Source organism: uncultured Sphingomonas sp., assembly GCF_913778135.1.
In the GTDB taxonomy this organism is placed as follows: domain Bacteria; phylum Pseudomonadota; class Alphaproteobacteria; order Sphingomonadales; family Sphingomonadaceae; genus Sphingomonas.
Window position 1 is genome coordinate 1 of the sequence record NZ_CAJYVU010000098.1, and the last position, 14,556, is coordinate 14,556.

At 66.3% G+C, this 14,556-nt stretch carries 19 protein-coding genes and 1 tRNA gene; 16 read left to right on the forward strand and 4 right to left on the reverse strand.

The annotated features are described in order from the left end of the window. The 9 genes from QZ847_RS09305 to QZ847_RS09345 all read left to right on the forward strand — a co-directional run. The coding region (locus QZ847_RS09305) for an ATP-binding protein (RefSeq protein WP_294355881.1) at positions 1 to 1,103 on the forward strand (1,103 nt) is incomplete at its 5' end. A gap of 72 nt (positions 1,104 to 1,175) precedes the next feature. After that, entirely contained in the window at positions 1,176 to 1,811 is a 636-nt protein-coding gene (locus QZ847_RS09310) for a TetR/AcrR family transcriptional regulator (protein ID WP_294355884.1), read from the forward strand. A 275-nt stretch (positions 1,812 to 2,086) separates the two neighbouring features. Next, complete coding sequence (locus QZ847_RS09315; protein ID WP_294190921.1) at positions 2,087 to 2,482, forward strand: hypothetical protein; 396 nt, start codon at positions 2,087 to 2,089, stop codon at positions 2,480 to 2,482. A gap of 232 nt (positions 2,483 to 2,714) precedes the next feature. Continuing rightward, entirely contained in the window at positions 2,715 to 3,287 is a 573-nt protein-coding gene (locus QZ847_RS09320; protein WP_294355887.1) for a helix-turn-helix transcriptional regulator, read from the forward strand. A 44-nt stretch (positions 3,288 to 3,331) separates the two neighbouring features. Beyond that, positions 3,332 to 3,682: a hypothetical protein gene (locus tag QZ847_RS09325; protein WP_294190923.1), complete on the forward strand. Its 351-nt coding sequence runs from the start codon at positions 3,332 to 3,334 to the stop codon at positions 3,680 to 3,682. A gap of 64 nt (positions 3,683 to 3,746) precedes the next feature. Continuing rightward, positions 3,747 to 4,196 carry a hypothetical protein gene (locus tag QZ847_RS09330; RefSeq protein ID WP_294355888.1) on the forward strand — a complete coding sequence of 150 codons (450 nt, stop codon included), beginning with the start codon at positions 3,747 to 3,749 and terminating at the stop codon, positions 4,194 to 4,196. A gap of 47 nt (positions 4,197 to 4,243) precedes the next feature. Further along, positions 4,244 to 4,771, forward strand: a complete 528-nt coding sequence (radC, locus tag QZ847_RS09335) for a RadC family protein (protein ID WP_294355922.1) — start codon at positions 4,244 to 4,246, stop codon at positions 4,769 to 4,771. Continuing rightward, positions 4,771 to 5,136, forward strand: a complete 366-nt coding sequence (locus tag QZ847_RS09340) for a hypothetical protein (RefSeq protein ID WP_294355890.1) — start codon at positions 4,771 to 4,773, stop codon at positions 5,134 to 5,136. The genes radC and QZ847_RS09340 overlap by 1 nt, the downstream gene beginning before the upstream one ends. A gap of 136 nt (positions 5,137 to 5,272) precedes the next feature. After that, positions 5,273 to 5,485 carry a hypothetical protein gene (locus QZ847_RS09345; protein WP_294355893.1) on the forward strand — a complete coding sequence of 71 codons (213 nt, stop codon included), beginning with the start codon at positions 5,273 to 5,275 and terminating at the stop codon, positions 5,483 to 5,485. Between the two features lie 18 nt (positions 5,486 to 5,503). Here QZ847_RS09345 and QZ847_RS09350 read toward each other — a convergent pair whose 3' ends face one another. Further along, positions 5,504 to 5,989, reverse strand: a complete 486-nt coding sequence (locus QZ847_RS09350; RefSeq protein WP_294355896.1) for a hypothetical protein — start codon at positions 5,987 to 5,989, stop codon at positions 5,504 to 5,506. A gap of 38 nt (positions 5,990 to 6,027) precedes the next feature. Between QZ847_RS09350 and QZ847_RS09355 the strand changes: the two genes are divergently transcribed. The 3 genes from QZ847_RS09355 to QZ847_RS09365 all read left to right on the forward strand — a co-directional run bounded on the left by QZ847_RS09355 (position 6,028) and on the right by QZ847_RS09365 (position 8,941). Then, a complete protein-coding gene (locus QZ847_RS09355; RefSeq protein ID WP_294355899.1) occupies positions 6,028 to 7,476 on the forward strand; it encodes an FAD-binding oxidoreductase in 1,449 nt (482 codons plus the stop codon). 135 nt (positions 7,477 to 7,611) lie between these two features. After that, positions 7,612 to 8,379 (forward strand): SapC family protein, encoded by a 768-nt coding sequence (locus QZ847_RS09360; RefSeq protein WP_294355904.1) that lies wholly within the window; start codon positions 7,612 to 7,614, stop codon positions 8,377 to 8,379. Positions 8,380 to 8,392: 13 nt separating this feature from the next. Then, positions 8,393 to 8,941 (forward strand): cytochrome b, encoded by a 549-nt coding sequence (locus QZ847_RS09365; protein WP_294355907.1) that lies wholly within the window; start codon positions 8,393 to 8,395, stop codon positions 8,939 to 8,941. Positions 8,942 to 9,129: 188 nt separating this feature from the next. On the opposite strand, the gene QZ847_RS09370 is transcribed toward QZ847_RS09365, so the two are convergent. Further along, the gene (locus QZ847_RS09370) at positions 9,130 to 9,975 is read right to left on the reverse strand and encodes an N-formylglutamate amidohydrolase (protein ID WP_294355910.1); all 846 of its coding nucleotides are present in this window, start codon (positions 9,973 to 9,975) and stop codon (positions 9,130 to 9,132) included. Positions 9,976 to 10,109: 134 nt separating this feature from the next. Here QZ847_RS09370 and cpdR point away from each other — a divergent pair, with 134 nt between their 5' ends. Together cpdR and QZ847_RS09380 are read left to right on the forward strand one after the other, a co-directional pair. Continuing rightward, complete coding sequence (gene cpdR, locus QZ847_RS09375; RefSeq protein ID WP_294355913.1) at positions 10,110 to 10,487, forward strand: cell cycle two-component system response regulator CpdR; 378 nt, start codon at positions 10,110 to 10,112, stop codon at positions 10,485 to 10,487. A gap of 43 nt (positions 10,488 to 10,530) precedes the next feature. Next, a tRNA-Val gene (locus QZ847_RS09380) sits at positions 10,531 to 10,605 on the forward strand. Positions 10,606 to 11,082: 477 nt separating this feature from the next. Here QZ847_RS09380 and QZ847_RS09385 read toward each other — a convergent pair. After that, entirely contained in the window at positions 11,083 to 12,132 is a 1,050-nt protein-coding gene (locus tag QZ847_RS09385) for a ferritin-like domain-containing protein (RefSeq protein ID WP_294190191.1), read from the reverse strand. Positions 12,133 to 12,182: 50 nt separating this feature from the next. Beyond that, on the reverse strand, positions 12,183 to 13,175 hold the full coding sequence (locus tag QZ847_RS09390) for a ferritin-like domain-containing protein (RefSeq protein ID WP_294355926.1): 993 nt from the start codon (positions 13,173 to 13,175) through the stop codon (positions 12,183 to 12,185). Positions 13,176 to 13,287: 112 nt separating this feature from the next. Between QZ847_RS09390 and QZ847_RS09395 the strand changes: the two genes are divergently transcribed. Then, positions 13,288 to 13,878 (forward strand): sigma-70 family RNA polymerase sigma factor, encoded by a 591-nt coding sequence (locus QZ847_RS09395; RefSeq protein ID WP_294355916.1) that lies wholly within the window; start codon positions 13,288 to 13,290, stop codon positions 13,876 to 13,878. After that, the coding region (locus tag QZ847_RS09400) for an anti-sigma factor (RefSeq protein WP_294355919.1) at positions 13,868 to 14,556 on the forward strand (689 nt) is incomplete at its 3' end. The genes QZ847_RS09395 and QZ847_RS09400, both read left to right, overlap by 11 nt.

Below are 14,556 nucleotides of genomic sequence, written 5' to 3' on the forward strand. Positions count from 1 at the left end.
CGCACGATTTCAACAACCTGCTGACCGCGGTGACCGGCGGGCTCGAACTGCTCGAACATCGCATCAACGCCGGTCAGTACGACAAGCTGGACCGCTACATGACGATGGCGCGGACGGGCGCGCAGCGCGCGGCGGCACTGACGCAGCGGCTGCTCGCCTTTTCGCGCCGCCAGACGCTGGCACCGACCGCGACCGACACCGGCGTGCTGGTGGCGGGGATGATCGACATCATCGACCGCACGCTCGGCCCCGAGATCGAACTAAGCGTCGAGACCGGGCGCGAGCTGTGGCCGGTGCTGGTCGACGCGCCGCAGCTGGAGAATGCGCTGCTCAACCTGTGCATCAACGCGCGCGACGCAATGCCAGACGGCGGGCGGCTGGCGATCGCAACCGAAAATGTCGTCATCGCGGCGGGGATGCCCGGGCACGACCTGCCCGCGGGCGAATATGTCGCGCTGCACGTGAACGATACCGGTACAGGCATGTCGAACGAGGTGATCGAGCGCGTGTTCGATCCCTTTTTCACCACCAAGCCGATCGGCGAGGGCACGGGCCTCGGCCTGTCGATGATCTACGGTTTCGTGCGTCAGTCGGGCGGACAGGTGCAGGTCAGGTCGGTGGTTGACGAGGGCACGACGATGTCGCTGTTCCTGCCGCGGCTGGCGGGGCCACAAGCGACGCACGCCCTGCCCTCATCACCCGTGCCGCGTGCGGACGAGGCGAAACCAGAGGAAGGAGGCCGCACGATCCTGCTGGTCGAGGACGAGGTCGCGATCCGCGATCTGGTGAGCGACGTGCTGATCGATGCCGGATACCGCGTGGTGACTGCGTCAAACGGACCGCGCGGCGTCGCGATCCTCCAGACCGCAGCGTCGATCGACCTGCTGATCACCGACGTCGGCCTGCCCGGCGGACTGAACGGACGGCAGGTCGCGGACGCGGGACGCAGCGTCAGGCCGTCGCTGCGCGTGCTGTTCGTGACCGGCTACGCCGCCAATGCCGCGGTCGGTGCGGGGCAGCTGGAGGACGGCATGACCGTCATGACCAAGCCGTTCGATACGCAGCAACTGAAGCGCCGGGTGGCGGAGATGCTCGCCGATTGAGCGCACCGCACCGGTGCCCTCGAGGCCTGCCCGACTGGACTCTCGCGCCGTTTCAATTATATACCAAGCGTTATGGAAACTGCCGTTACCGATGCCCCTGCAACGACGCCGTGCGCCGCACCCAAGGGGCGCCCGCGCGAGTTTTGCATCGACGCCGCGCTGACGGCTGCGCTCGGCGTGTTCTGGTCGAAGGGGTACGAGGGTGCGACGATGGCGGACCTCACCCAGGCGATGGGGATCACCAAGCCCAGCATCTACGCCGCATTCGGCAACAAGGAGTCGCTGTTCCACAAGGCGCTCGACCTCTACGAGGCGGAGAAGCTCGCCTACACACGCGAGGCGTTGAAGCAGCCGACCGCGCGGGCTGTGGCCGAGCATCTGATGCGCGGTGCGATCGACGCGCAGGCGAATGATTGCGGGCCGAGCGGCTGCCTTCGCGTCATCACCTCTAGCGCGTGCGGCGCCGAAGGTGAGTCGATCAAGGCCGACGTGATGAAGCGGCGCGCCTCGTCACAGGCCGCGCTCGTGGAACGCTTCCGCACCGCGCAGACTGACGGCGACCTGCCGACGCACTTCGAGCCGGAGGCGCTGACCGCCTATATCTACGCGTTGGTGCAGGGCATGGCGGTGCAGGCGGGATCGGGCGCGACCCGCGCCGACTTGGAGCGTGTAGTCGACACCAGCCTGGCGATGTGGCCGACGCGCTGACCGAACGATCCCGAGCTATCGCGCCGATAATTATTTTACCGTCCGGTACACAAAGCTGTTGACCTGAGCTGCGCCCCTTTCTATACCGCTAAGTACAGAAACGGTAGCTTACCTGATCGGGGCAGCCACCACCCACCTTCGACTGGCCCCAGGCCGATCGTCATCAACGCCGATGCGCGGCTCATGTCGGTGAGCCGCACCAATACAACGAACCCGGACATGGCCCCGACCATGATCGCGGTCCCGCGTGCGCGCACGCAGCAGGGAGAATTGTCATGGCCTATATCGATTTCGCCGCCCAGCACGACGAGCTGCTCTCGCTCGCGCCCCGTCACGATCCGCTGCCGGTCGAGGCGCCGGCGACCAAGCTGAGCGCACTCGAATGGTCGGTTGTCGCGATTGCGCGCAACGACCGGCTGTCGTCGCTGCGCGCGCCGTCGCGGCTGTCGGTCGCGATGGGCGGGCTGTTCGGCGCGCGCCACAATCCGCGACTAGCCGACCCAAAGCTGGAAGCGCTGCGGCGCATGGCGGTGCTCAGCTGGCATCACGGCTATACCGTGCCGACCAGCGCGCTGAACGCATTCACCGACGCGGGCTACACGATCGCGCAGTATGAGACGTTGCTGGGCAGCATCGCCTCCGCACGCCTGGCGCGCAAGCCACAGGCCTGACGCTCGACCACTCCTGATCCGCGGCGGTGGCCAGCGTCGCGGATCAGGGTTGAGGTTTGCACCTCACAAGGCACATCGTTCGCGCCTTTTGGCGCGATGCCTCAAACACCAGCTGCCATGCGGCTCCGATCGCCGTTCGCCGCTCAACCGCGGCCATCCTCGCCCGCACTGGCGAAAGCGCGTAAACAAGGTTAACCTGCGTTCCTCATCTGGCGGCGATCCGGGACGAGCCATGCCATCCACGTCACATGACGGCCTGCAAGCATTGACCGCGCGCGAGCGCGAGGTGCTGCGCCTGTTCGCGCAAGGGCTGGAAGGTCCGGAAGTCGCGCGCGCGCTCAACCTGTCGGCAAAAACGGTAGAGACCCACGTCCGCAACGCGCGCGCCAAGCTCGGCGGCGTCCGTCGTCCCGCCGCTGCGCGCATGGTGGCGGAGGAGGAGCGGTCGCGGGAAAGTATCGCTTTCCAGTCATTTACGCCGCCAGCGGCTACCATTTCGTCCCCTAGGGCATCGTCTGGTATGCCCGATTCGACCCCGCCCCGCCATCAAGCCGGGGTCAATGCGCTGGGGGGCGGCGCGGAGATGGTGCGGGAGGATCGAGCGATCTTCCTGCACCTACCCTCACCCGCCCCGCCCCAGTTCACCGACCGCAACACGGCGGACCAGCATCCGCCCGCGCTGACCAGATTGCTCACGATCGCGGGGCTCGGGTTCGCCGTCATGGCGGCGCTCGCGCTCGTCGCTCCCGTGACCGACGGCATACAGCGCTGGGCAGACGCGATCCACCGGCACAGCAGCAATTAGCCGGGGTGCGAACGCACTTCCGGCGAGGCCGGGAGTTCATTCGCATGTCGCATCTTCGCCATCAGATCGCGCTCGACGTCGGCGCGTCCTTCCTTCCCGCCAAGCGCCAGGCGATCGACGCCGCCGCGGCGAGCTTCGAGTGCGTGGCCACGCTGTTGAAGGCGCGGCAGCGCGCGCGCTTCGCGCCCGACGAGGCCGGCGATGTCGTCGCACTCGCGGTGGAGGCAGCGAATGCGTCCTTCGCCGCGCAGGACGCGCTCTACCGCGTCCACGCCCGCCTCGCCGAATATCGCGCCGCGTGGCGGATCGCGCCGGGGGCGGTCGGACCCGACGACACGGTCGCGCCCGAGCGCACCGCGCCGACGCTGACGCTGGCCGCGCAAACGGCGGCCTAATCGCTCGGGCGACGCGCGCAACCGGGGCTTGACCCGGCGCGCGCGCGGTGATGGGTCAGCACCCATGCCGTGGTACGTCGCCTGTTTCTGGATCGTCAGCGCCTTGCTGGTCCTCGCCGCGTGGTTGCGCGGCGAATGGCCCGAACGGGTGATCGCCACCACGTTGTTCGTCGGCGTGGTGCTCACCCGCCTCGTACGCTCGCCGCTGGCGGTCCGTTACCACCAGCTTGAATGGCGCATTCTGGTGCTCGACCTGATCACCTTTGCGATCTTCGTGCTGGTGGCCGTGAGATCGGACCGCCGATGGCCGCTGTTCGCCGCCGCACTGATGGTGCCGTCGCTGCTGGCGCACTTGGGACACCTGATCAATCCGGGCTTTCACGCCGACGGTTACTCGATCGCGGGGCTGACGACCTATCTGCTGCTGCCGGTGATCGCGGGCGGGATCTGGCGGACGGAGCGGCGGAGCCGGCGTGCGTTAGCGCGCGAACCAGGGAGTGTGCCCGCCAGCTGAGTTACCTGCTGCGCGACCTGCCCGATGCGACGCACGAGGCATGGGCGCTGGCGGCGGAATTCGAGACGGTTGCAGCCACGCTGGCGGCGAGCCCGCACCGGATCAACGCGGTGGTTTGCGACGGCGCGGCGGTTAGCGCCGCGCTCGCCTCCTTTGCCGAGACGATGCGCGAGGTGCTCGCGTGCCGCGTCGAGGACAGACCGCTCGTGTCCAATTCGGCGGCATTGCACGACCTGCTGCGCGCGCAGATGGCGTTCCTGCCGCGCGAGGAGGTCCGTGCGCTGTTCCTCGATGCGCGCAACCGGCTGATCCGGTCGGAGGTGATGGCGCGTGGAACGATCGACGCCGCGGCAATCCACGTGCGCGAGCTGATCCACCGCGCACTCGACCTCGGCAGCGCCGCGATTATCCTGGCGCACAACCATCCATCAGGCGACCCGACGCCCAGCGCGCACGACGTGTCGCTGACGCGCGCCGTGATGAGCGCCGCCGCCCCGCTCAACATCACCGTTCACGATCACGTCGTCGTCGCGCGCGACGGGCAGGTCAGCCTGCGCGCCGTGGGGCTGATCTGATGCGCAGGTCTCGCCCGCTCGACGTGATGGTCGTCGAGCAGTCGCTCGATCCCGAACTGCCGCTCAGCCTCTACGAGCGGCTGCGCACCGCGATGACGATCCGCTCGGTGCCGCACGGCGCGCAGGCAATGCGGCTGATCGAGGCGGGCGACGATCCCGACATCATCGTGCTCGACCGGCGCGCACCGGGCATCGACCTGAGCGCGATGCAGCGGCTGCTGCAGCAACGTACCGACCGCGCCGAGGCCGCGATCTCGTTCATCGATGGCGGGCGCGCATTGATCCACGTCGGCGATGCAGCCGAGCCGATCGCGCTGCTGCACGATCTCGGCTCGCTTCACGAGCATAGCGACGACGAGAGCTGAACGCCGGATGGAAGAGCGGCGCCCGATCTGCTGCGCTTCTGTAACGCTGCGTTGCAGCAAAAAAACGTCACGGCGCGATCACACGCGTGCGACGACGCGAGCGTAGACGAAGCGGCCACTCAAGGAGGTCGCACCGATGCACGAATCCCCGCGTCACCGTAGCTTGGTCGAATCGATCCGCGCATCGCTGCTGATGCTCGGATTCGGGTTGAGCGTGCTCGCATTCCTGATCGCGATCGATCGGCCCGAATGGTTCCACCTGCGCCCGGCAACCGGCACCGCCGCTGCGATGGCGAACGCGTCCACGCAGACGGCGCAGCGCGTGGCTCCGGCGCGCGTTATTGGCTGATCCGCCCTGCCGACGGCGCTATTTGGCCGCCACCAGCGTTTTGAAGCGATCGATCCCGCAACGCGAACCGCTGCGCGACCGCAATAGGTCGCGGCGTGCACAAATTTTGCCGTCACCGGTCGGTTTCAGATAAAAGCCCGAGTAGAAGTTCATCGCTGGGCACTCGTCGTCCAGCTTGGCACGGATGCGACGCACGCCTTCGACGATCAGGTCGACATCGCCATCTTCGCTGATCGCGGCACCGGTCAGCGACTTCATCTCGACGCAGTGCGGCCCCTTTTTCTCGCGCCACACAGGCGTAATCGGCGTCGCGCGCGCGCGCATGGGCGTCATGCGCGGGATGCGGATGATCAGGCGTTCGTGGATGGTGAGCTGCGCCAGCTCGCTGCCCGCCCATGCGGGCGCTGCGTGTGCCGACACGAGCAACGGCGCCGCCACGACGAGGAGCGCGGGGGCAAGCAGTGCGGAACCCGGCAGCGAAGAAAGACGAACGCGCGTGAACATCGGCCTCGGTTGATTGCGTTCAAACGTTTGAACCTTTGATGAATTCGCCGCAAGACATGGCGATGACACCTGCGCTCCGCGAGCTTGCCGCCACCTTGTCCGCCGATCTGCCGCCGCATGCGATCGTCACCGACGCGGACGCGATCGCGCCGTGGCTGGTCGACTGGCGCCGGCGCTACCAGGGGCGTGCCGACCTGCTGGTCGAACCGGAAGATACCGCGCAGGTGCAGGCGGTGGTGCGCGCTGCGGTCGCGACTGGCGTGCCGCTGGTACCGCAGGGAGGCAACAGTTCGATGGTCGGCGGCGCGACGCCACCCGCTGACGGCAGTGCGGCGATCCTGTCGATGAGGCGCATGAAGCGGATGCGGCGGCTCGATCCCGACGCGGGGCTCGCGGTGGCGGAGGCGGGCGTGATCCTGGCCGAGTTGCACGAGGCCGCGCTGTCGATCGGCAGGCGTTTCCCGCTGACGCTCGGCGCGCGCGGATCGGCGACGGTGGGCGGCCTCGCCTCAACCAACGCGGGGGGCACGCAGGTGCTGCGTTTCGGGACGATGCGCGGGCTGGTCGCAGGAGTAGAGGCGGTGTTGCCCGATGGGTCGCTTCACGATGGGCTGTCGCCGCTAAAAAAAGACAATCGCGGCTACGACCTAAACCAGTTGCTGATCGGCGCGGAGGGAACGCTCGGCATCGTCACCGCCGCCGCGCTCCGGCTGGTACCAGCGGTGGCCGCGCGTGCGGTCGCCTGGGTAGCGCTCGCGTCGCCCGACGACGCGCTCGTGCTGCTGCGACGCTTCCAGGCGGCGAGCGACGCGGTCGAGAGCTTCGAGTTGCTGCCGCGCGAGTCGCTGGCCGCCGTGCTCGCCTATCTGCCCGACGCGCGCGCGCCGATTGCTGCCGACACACCGTGGCATGCTCTGGTCGAAGTCACCGCCGCTGACGCAGGCGCGGAACCAGCCGGGATCGTCGAGCGCGTGCTCGCCGGAGCATTGTCGGACGGCCTGATCGCCGACGCAACGATCGCGGCGAGCGAGGCGCAAGCCGACGCCTTCTGGCGCATGCGTGAATCGATCTCGGATGCCGAACGCGCGACCGGACCGGCGGCGCAGCACGACATCTCGGTTCCCGTAGACGCCATGCCGCGCTTCATGGTGGAGGCAGCCGCTGCCTGCGAGGCGCGCTTTCCCGGCACGCACGCGTCGGGGTTCGGGCATCTGGGCGACGGCAACGTTCACTTTCATGTCCGTGCGCCCAAGGGGACCGACCTCGCACGCTGGTACGGCGAGCAGGTGCCGGTCGTCTCCGCCTTCGTCCACGATCTGGTGGTCGCGGCGGGTGGATCGATTTCGGCGGAGCATGGCATCGGTCAGATGAAGATCGCCGAGCTGGCACGCCTGTCGTCGCCCGCGCGAATGGGCGCGCTGCACGCGGTCAAGCAAGCGCTCGACCCGGACTGGCTGTTCAATCCGGGCAAGCTGATTGCCCGCTGACGAGCTCGCGTCGAGGTCGATCGACCCGATCGTGCTTGCGCGCGCCAGCGGCACCGAATAACCCGCGAAAAAACAACGCTCGTCCGGGAACTTTCCCGAACCGACACGATAACGAACATACCTGGAGATACGTTAATGGCCACCGCGCCGCAGCTTCCGCTCTTCTACAATGGCCTGGAGCCGCTCTCGAGCGAGGCCCACGCGAACTATCGCATCCGTCCGGCGAACGTCGCCCCCTTCCTCGCGCAGCAGCACGCCGTGCCATTGACCGTCGAGGAATTCCCGCTGGTGCAGCGTTTCATGCCGATCGTCTTCTCGGTCGGCGACGACGCGATCCCGATCGGGCTGATGGGGCTGAACGAGGGCGTCAACGTCTTCGTCGATGACGAGGGCAAGTTGATCCAGGACGATTTCTACGTCCCGGCCTATATCCGCCGTTACCCGTACATGCTCGCACGCCTCAGCCCCGACGCGCAGGAGCTGTCGCTGTGCTTCGATCCCACGTCAGACACGATCGGTCCGTTCGAGGACGGAGAGCCGATGTTCGCCGATGGCAAGCCGACCGAGATCGTCCAGAACGTACTGCAGTTTACCGAGAGCTTCGAGCAGGCGGGTGCGCGCACCAGCCAATTCATGAAGGAGCTGCGCGAAATGGACCTGCTGATGGACGGCGAGGTGTCGATCCAGCAGGAAGGCGTCGAGCAGCCCTTCGTGTATCGCGGGTTCCAGATGGTCGACGAACAGAAGCTGGCCGACCTGCGCGGCGATCAATTGCGCAAGATTTCGCAGTCGGGCATGCTGCCGTTGCTCTACGCGCACCTGTTCTCGCTGGCGCTGATGCGTGAAATCTTCTCGCGTCAGGTTCGCCTAGGCAAGATGCCGCAGGCGCAGCTGTCGTTCTGACCGGAGAAGCCTGATGACGCGATATGCCACCGACACCAGCCGCTACTCGTCGGTGGCGATCGCATTCCACTGGACCATCGCGCTGCTGGTGATCGCCAATCTGGTGATTGGCATCGGTCACGAAGGCATACCGGCGCTGCGCAACCTGATGGGCGCGCACAAGGCGATCGGCATCACCGTGCTGGCGCTCACTGCTGCACGCGTTTTGTGGCGGCTGGCGCACCGGCCGCCGCCGCTCCCCGCGAGCACGCCTGATTGGCAGCGCGGCACCGCGCACCTGACGCACTGGGCGCTCTATGCGCTGATGATCGCGATGCCGCTGACCGGCTGGGCGATGGTGTCAGCCCCTGATGCGACGCGACCGTTAAGCTGGTTCGGGCTATTCAACGTGCCGCTGCTGCCGCTGTCGGCCGGCGCTGCCGACGCGGGTCATAGCGCGCACGGCGTGCTCGGCTGGCTGATGCTGGCGCTGGTCGTGCTGCACGTCGGCGCCGCGCTCTACCATCATTTCGTCCGGCGCGATCACGTGCTGGCACGGATGGCGCCCGCGCTGCACCGCTAAGACGCTGCGATAGAGCGCTTGAGAGAAACGGTGATTTTCTCGCGGCTTGCTTGAAACCTTTGCCTCCCATCTTATGTTTGTTGTGTACGGTTCTCGTGTCCCCCCTTTCGCGAGGCCGTACGGCACATCTTCGATGTGCCTCCTCCCTGAACCTCGGCCATCGTGCTTTTAGCACGGTGGCTTTTTTTTCATTCTGCCGCCTGCGCCAGGTTACTTGAGGTGACGCCCGACAAAGCCTCGTCGCGCAGCGCGTCGATGATCGCGCGGACGAGCGCGACCGCACGGTCCAGCCCTGCTCCAGGCAGGTCGAGCCGGGCGTCGAGGTAGAGCGCGCGATCGATCTCCAGCTGCACCGCGTGGATGTTCGCCGCCGGCTGCGCGTGGCGCTCAAGGATGTGCCCGCCCGCGTAGGGCGTGTTGAGCGCGTGGACGAGCCCGGCCGCGGCGATCTCCGTCTCGACGCGCTGCACGAAGCGGCCCGCGGCCGACCGCCCGAAGCGATCGCCCACCACCACGCGGGTGCGCCCGCCCGGCAGCGGCGGCATCGAGTGCAGGTCGAGCAGCACCGCGACGCCGAAGCGATCGCGCGCGCGCTCGAGTATCTGCGCCAGCGCCGCGTGATAGGGGCGGTGATCGGCCTCAATCCGCGCCTCGACCTCGTCCGTACCCAGCCGGCGCCGCCAGATCTCCCCGGTGGCGCCCGTTCGTCGCGGCACGATGCCAAGCCCCGCCCGCACCTTGGCCGACAGGTGCGACCGCCTTGCTCCGTCGTCCAGCAACGGATCGCGCTCGTGCTCGGCGCGGTTTAGGTCGATCCAGGCGCGGGGTGCATCCTGCAGCAGCAGCGTCTCGCTGCCGCGTGCCGGTAGCACGACCGCGTCGATGTAACGGTCCTCAAGCGCGCGCAGGCTGTCGCGCGAGGCACGCAGCGCGGCGTAGAGCGCGGCGGGATAGTCACGCCCGGCATGCGGCACCGATAACACCACCGGACTGTCAGGCACGGTGCTGCCGATGATGCGAAACGGTGCCGTCATGGATGGCCGACGGTATGGGAGCTTCGCCGCGGGAGCAACACCATGTGCCGCGTTGCGACGACGTTCACCATTTCCGGCGGTGGAAAGTTACCCGTTCCGCAGGCATAGTCATGGTCGTTCGATCGAGGGTGATGATGATCAAGATTCTGCTGGCCGAGGACGACGCGGTGATGCGCGAGTATCTGACGCGCGCGCTGGAACGGTCGGGCTATGCGGTGAAGGCGGTCGATCGGGGTACCGCGGCGCTGCCGCTGCTGGAAGAAGAGTCGTTCGACCTGCTGCTGACCGACATCGTCATGCCAGAGATGGACGGGATCGAGCTGGCGCAAAAGGCGTCGGAGCTGGTGCCGTCGCTGCGCGTCATGTTCATCACCGGCTTCGCCGCGGTCACATTGAAGGCGGGCAGCGCGATGCCGCAGGCGCGCGTCCTGTCCAAGCCGTTCCATCTGCGCGACCTCGTGCTGGAGGTAGACCGCTTGTTCAACGTCGACGCGTTGAATGAATTGAATTGAGTGCTTGCCATGCCCGGCGACCCCGGTTAGAGGCACCCCCCTCGGGCGTGTAGCTCAGTGGTAGAGCACTGTGTTGACATCGCAGGGGTCGCAAGTTCAATCCTTGCCACGCCCACCATTGAAGACCCCGCCTTCCCCTTGGGTTGGCGGGGTTTTTCATGCCCTCTTTCCTGGCGGAGGCGCATGCCGCTGCGGTAAACTTCGGTGACATCGTGAGACGACGAGGAGACGAAACGGGATTACCGTCGGTACGTTCGCTCCACACGTTGCCGTGGCTCTGCGTGCTCAAGGGTCTCAGGCAACTCTGACGCAGTTCAGTCCCACTTGCTTTTGCATCGGGATACGCGGGAAGCCTTGCCTATCAGAAGCGCAGCTGGTCTGCCTGAGGTCTGCTTAGTCCCGCCGACATTACGGCTGCTCAGATCGATTTTACGCCGGGCTGTGGCAGCGAGGGCGTGTCGCTTGCTGGCCGTTCCGGAGACCTGCGCGTAGAGTAGGTAGAGGTTACGCCGGCCCCTGCTCTGGCTTCTCGCAACCATTAGAATAAAGCGCAGGGCGGCAAGGTGCCCGGGCGAAAGCCCGAGCACCTAGGTATTTACGACAGACCAACACGCAATGAAGCGTTGGGGTTGTTCGTGCCGTTGGGGAAGAACCCGCCGCCGGTGCGATTGGCGCCGGTCGCGTTGAGGTACACGATATTGTGCACCTGCTGGCTGTTGCGGCTGTAGGCAAGCCCGTTGACGTTGGCGGGCACAAGATTGGCGGTGTTGCCCGAGCCGACCAGACCCTGGTCGTCGTCCGAACCGATGCCGCGAATATCATCGTTACTCGGCGTGCCGTCGAGCAGGTCGCGTGCGTCGGAGATCTTGGTCGTCGCGGTGATGAGCGACGTGGTCGACATGCCCTTGGCGTAGAGCACCGTGCGCACGATGCCGGCATGATACGATTCCGCGGCGAGAATGCCGGCCGCTGCCTCAAGGTAGGTCTTGTTGGAGAGCAGCGGCGCGGCGCCCTTGTACGCGGTGACGCCCACGTCCTCGAAGATAAAGGCGCCGAGCAGGAAGTTCTCGGGCGAAGAATACGGGTTGAACGTGTCCGTGGACCCGATCACCCCGGCCGCACGCGCCGCCGCGGTGAATGCGCCGTTTGCGCCGCCGTCGATGTTGATATTGGGCATCGCAACCGCCGCTGAACCAAGCACGTTGCGCAGGAACACGACGTGTGCGAGCTCGTCCGCCGCGATCTCGCGCGCATAAGCGCCGACGACCGGATCGCCCGAGAAGTCAACCTTTGCGCCGCCGGTAACGGTCCCGCCTGCGGTGCCCGAGCCGCTCGCCGTCATTGCAGCTGTGAGCCCGGTGCCGCCGACCGCGTAGAGGTAGAATTGCGCTTCGAGATACTCGAGGTTGAGCGCCAGGTTGAGGACATCGCTGTCGGTGACCGCGGTCGAGGTCGGCGTGGGGGTCGGCGACGGGGTTGGCGTCGCGGTCGGCGGATAGTTCTCGTCCTCCTTGCAGGCGGACAGGAGCGAGGCGCCACCCAGCAGCACGGCGCCGCCGCCGGCGGCTTTTAGGAAACCGCGTCGCGCCGCGCGCCGGTTTTCGGCCGCTGCCAGGATTTCGATGGCTTTGAAGGGATCAATCATGTGAGCTTTCCTTGAAACGTCGGAGGAACATCAGCGAAGCGACGGATCGCTCAGGTGGTCGATTTGATGTTTCCGTTGACGCCATTGGGGAAGAAGCCGCCCATCGTCGCGGTGCCGGCATTCAGGTAGACGATGTTGAGTACCTGACCGGGCGTGCGGCTGTAGGCGAGGCCGTTGCTGTTGAGCGGCGCCAGATTGGCGGTCAGCGTCGCGCCGCTGCCGGACGGTGCGATACCCTGGTCGTCATCGGGGCCGATACCGCGTGTCGCGTCGAGCGCAGGGCTGCCGTCCAGCGTGTCGCGCGCGTTGGAGATCTTCTCCGTCGCGTCGACCAACGCCTGCACGCCCTTGCTGTAGAGCGTCGTGCGGACGATCGCGGCGTGATACGCCTCCACCGCCAGGATGCCTGCGGCGGCTTCCAGGAATGTCTTGCTGCTAAGCAACGGTGCCGCACCCTTGTAGGCCGTCACGCCCACGTCCTCGAAGATGAAGGCACCGAGTAGGAAATTGTTCGGCGACGAATAGGGATTGAACGTATCGGTCGATCCGATGACACCTGCTGTCCGCGCCGCCGCCGTGAAGGGGCCGTTCGCGTCCGAGCTGATGTTGATGTTCGGCATCGCTACTGCCGACCCGCCGAGCGCCGTGCGGAGAAAGGCAACGTGCGCCTGCTCGTCCGCAGCAATTTCGCGTGCATAGGCACCGACGAGCGGATCGCCCGTGAAGTCGACCTTCGCGCCGCCGGTAACGGTTCCGCCCGCCGTGCCACTGCCGCTGGAGGTCAGGTTGCTGGGCAGGCCGCTACCGTTGACGGCGTAGAGATAAAATTGCGCCTCGAGGTATTCGAGGTTGAGCGCAAAGTTGAGCACGTCGCTGTCCGTCACCGTCGTCTGTGCGAGCGCGGGGTCGGCGTAGGCAAAGGCACCGCCGGCGGCGGCGACACCGAGCGCCGCGGTAAAGAACGCGCGCCGGTCGGCGCGGCGGCGTACGCGTCCGTCGAACGTTTTGATTAGCTGATCCTGCTCGGCTCGTTCGTCCTGCATCGTCACTAGGCACCTCCCAGACCGCGCAAAGGCGTCACAAACGCCTTTCTTCATGCGGGTAAATCAAGGTACGAGAGTGGTACGGGTTGGGATGCAGGCGCGATCATAAAAAATGACGGTCGATCGGACGGAAGCGACGGCGCGGCGAGCGGCGCTGATCTCGGCACTTGCGGCATGCGGCGCCGGCGACCGGGAGGCGTTTCGCCAAATCTACGACATGACGGCCGCGAAGCTTTTCGGCATCTGCCTTCGTATCTGTGGTGAACGACAGGTCGCCGAGGACGTGTTGCAGGAGGTTTATCTCATCATCTGGAAACGCGCGCCGGCCTATGACGCCGCGCGCGGCAGTCCGATAACCTGGCTCTGCGTCATCGCGCGCAACCGCGCGCTCGACTGGCGCAGGTCGAAGCAGGCGCATCATGCCGCGGTAAATGACGAGGTCGATGATGGTAAGATCGCGGCTATCGCGGACGAGACTGCGCTGGCCGACGACGCGCTAATGCTCGCGCAAGAGCGCGAGCGGCTTCACCGGTGTATCAACCAGCTCGACGACCGCCCGCGCGCGGCGATATACTCCGCTTTTCTCGACGGGCTGACCTACGTCGAGGTTGCAGAACGCGCGGCCGTTCCCCTGCCGACGATGAAGAGCCTGATCCGCCGCGCCCTGCTCCGACTGCGGGAGTGCCTGCGCGATGACGGATGACGACCGTCTCATCGCGGCCGAGTTGGCGATCGGCCTGCTCGCCGGTGAGGAGCATGTGCGTGCGCGCTCACGTGCCATCGTTGACCCTGCATTCGCGCAGGAAGTCGAATGGTGGCAGCAACGGCTCGCGCCCTTTTACGCGCAGGTTGCTGAAGAGTCGCCTCCCCCGTACTTACGCGAACGTATCGCTTCGCGCCTCGACGTGCCGATGATGCAGGAACGTCGCGGCACGTCTAGCTGGCGTCTCGTCGGCTTTGGCGGCGCACTTGGCGCTCTGGCCGCGTCGATCATCGCCTGGATGATGTCGGCGAATATGCCAGCGCCAACCGTGTCACCGCCGCAATCGGTGATCGCGTCTCGCCCTTTGGTCGCATCGTTGCTGCCGACAGACGAGACGAAGGAGCCTCCCGTCGTTGTTCTGCTCGAACGCGATACCCGGCGCCTCAGCCTTTCTGCGAAAATACAGGCACCTGATGCTCGCGACGTCCAGCTGTGGCTCATCCGCGCTGGAGCAACGCCGATTTCGTTGGGCGTACTTTCGGCTGCCTCGAACAAGTCACTTCGTTTGCAAAGAACAGACCTGCCCGATGTGGGAGACGCATTAGCCGCTTCGATCGAGCCGCTGGGAGGATCGCCGACCGGCAAACCAACAGGCCCGGTCATTCTGTCCGGCAAAGT

Bases quoted from the DNA above. Each gene is read 5' to 3' on its own strand.
- QZ847_RS09330 (WP_294355888.1), top strand. From the start codon at position 3,747: ATGCCGTGGTACGTCGCCTGTTTCTGGATCGTCAGCGCCTTGCTGGTC.
- QZ847_RS09395 (WP_294355916.1), top strand. From the start codon at position 13,288: ATGACGGTCGATCGGACGGAAGCGACGGCGCGGCGAGCGGCGCTGATC.
- QZ847_RS09345 (WP_294355893.1), top strand. From the start codon at position 5,273: ATGCACGAATCCCCGCGTCACCGTAGCTTGGTCGAATCGATCCGCGCA.
- QZ847_RS09385 (WP_294190191.1), bottom strand. From the start codon at position 12,132: ATGATTGATCCCTTCAAAGCCATCGAAATCCTGGCAGCGGCCGAAAAC.
- QZ847_RS09360 (WP_294355904.1), top strand. From the start codon at position 7,612: ATGGCCACCGCGCCGCAGCTTCCGCTCTTCTACAATGGCCTGGAGCCG.
- cpdR (WP_294355913.1), top strand. From the start codon at position 10,110: ATGATCAAGATTCTGCTGGCCGAGGACGACGCGGTGATGCGCGAGTAT.
- QZ847_RS09315 (WP_294190921.1), top strand. From the start codon at position 2,087: ATGGCCTATATCGATTTCGCCGCCCAGCACGACGAGCTGCTCTCGCTC.
- QZ847_RS09350 (WP_294355896.1), bottom strand. From the start codon at position 5,989: ATGTTCACGCGCGTTCGTCTTTCTTCGCTGCCGGGTTCCGCACTGCTT.
- QZ847_RS09320 (WP_294355887.1), top strand. From the start codon at position 2,715: ATGCCATCCACGTCACATGACGGCCTGCAAGCATTGACCGCGCGCGAG.
- QZ847_RS09310 (WP_294355884.1), top strand. From the start codon at position 1,176: ATGGAAACTGCCGTTACCGATGCCCCTGCAACGACGCCGTGCGCCGCA.
- QZ847_RS09370 (WP_294355910.1), bottom strand. From the start codon at position 9,975: ATGACGGCACCGTTTCGCATCATCGGCAGCACCGTGCCTGACAGTCCG.
- QZ847_RS09390 (WP_294355926.1), bottom strand. From the start codon at position 13,175: ATGCAGGACGAACGAGCCGAGCAGGATCAGCTAATCAAAACGTTCGAC.
- QZ847_RS09325 (WP_294190923.1), top strand. From the start codon at position 3,332: ATGTCGCATCTTCGCCATCAGATCGCGCTCGACGTCGGCGCGTCCTTC.
- QZ847_RS09340 (WP_294355890.1), top strand. From the start codon at position 4,771: ATGCGCAGGTCTCGCCCGCTCGACGTGATGGTCGTCGAGCAGTCGCTC.
- QZ847_RS09355 (WP_294355899.1), top strand. From the start codon at position 6,028: ATGAATTCGCCGCAAGACATGGCGATGACACCTGCGCTCCGCGAGCTT.
- QZ847_RS09365 (WP_294355907.1), top strand. From the start codon at position 8,393: ATGACGCGATATGCCACCGACACCAGCCGCTACTCGTCGGTGGCGATC.